The following is a 1,256-nucleotide window of genomic DNA, read 5'->3' as shown; positions in this document are numbered from 1 at the left end:
TGTCTTGGGAATACCGACCAGAGGGTAGAATTTTTGTAGATAAGAATAGTGAGTGTCCCGGAAACCCCGATACAAAAGTTTATCTTCCAGTAACAAAAGATTTAATTTTCACAAAGCAGTAAAGACAAGGTCTCTTCAAAAAGGTTATTCTCAAAGAGGAAATTATGAAAAATATTAAAAATATCACCTTTTTATTCGTGCTTGTTAATCTTATAAATTGTAAAGCACAACAGACTTTTCCTTTAAATACTGATTATCTAACAGTCCCGAATAACTCATATTTAAAAGATCTAAATAATGAATTGTCATCTTTCACTGGTATCTATAAAGGATTTTTTGAAGGGAAAGAAGTAACCTTATATATTACAAAAAAAGAGTATGATCTTGAAAAAAGAACAAAGAAAACTTATTACACTGATGTGCTGGAGATAAAATTTACTATTAAAAACCCATCAGGAATTATAGTACAAAATACTCAAAATACTAACCTTAGTATAAATAAGATAAGAAGTATGGGTACAAAACCGCAATTTAATGCTGTAATATTTGATTATTCAGGTACAAATTGTAATGTAGGTTGGGGAATTATAAGTATTAGGAAAATAAATCCCACCCAAATATATTGGGATTATAATCCAAATAGCATTCTTTTGGATGCGGCTAGTTGTCCCGGAAACCCGGATACAAAAGTTTATCTTCCTGTAACGAAGGATTTAATTTTTACGAAGCAGTAAAGACAAGGTGTCTTCAAAAGGTTATTTTCAGAGAGGAAATTATGAAAAATACTAAAATTATCATCATTTTATTCGTGCTTGTTAATCTTATAAATTGTAAAGCACAACAGACTTTTCCTTTAAATACTGATTATAGAAATATTCCTGACTATTCTTACATTAAAGATTTGAATAATGAATTAAATCAGTTTGCAGGAATATATAAAGCTAATTATCAAGGAAATGAAATTACATTGTACATTAATAAAATTGAAAATAAGCTCGAAGATGGTAGTAAAAAGAAATATTACAATGATGCTTTAGTAATTAAATATCAAGTTAAAAATTTATCAGGATCAATTTTACAAAGCACTCTTAATTTAAGTGATTCTAATAACGAGTTTACTAGCATTTGGTCTGCTCCTAACGAGAATGCAGTTGTACTTCATTATCCAGGAACAAATTGCGGTGTAGGCTGGGGAAGAGTATTTCTTTTTAAAATTAGCTCTACACAATTGTCTTGGGAATACCGACCAGAGGGTA

General features: G+C 29.6%; 2 protein-coding genes. Both read left to right on the top strand.

Going from position 1 to position 1,256, the window contains the following annotated elements; translation table 11 throughout:
• The first annotated feature begins 164 nt into the window (after positions 1-164).
• Complete coding sequence (locus FOL89_RS17460; protein ID WP_144284029.1) at positions 165-734, top strand: hypothetical protein; 570 nt, start codon at positions 165-167, stop codon at positions 732-734.
• 41 nt (positions 735-775) lie between these two features.
• Positions 776-1,256: DUF6705 family protein (locus tag FOL89_RS17455; protein ID WP_144284028.1), on the top strand; the 481-nt coding region annotated here is incomplete at its 3' end.

Origin of the sequence: Chryseobacterium echinoideorum, assembly GCF_007474535.1 — a bacterium.
Lineage (GTDB): Bacteria > Bacteroidota > Bacteroidia > Flavobacteriales > Weeksellaceae > Chryseobacterium > Chryseobacterium echinoideorum.
This window is presented reverse-complemented; position numbering and strand designations above follow the sequence as displayed.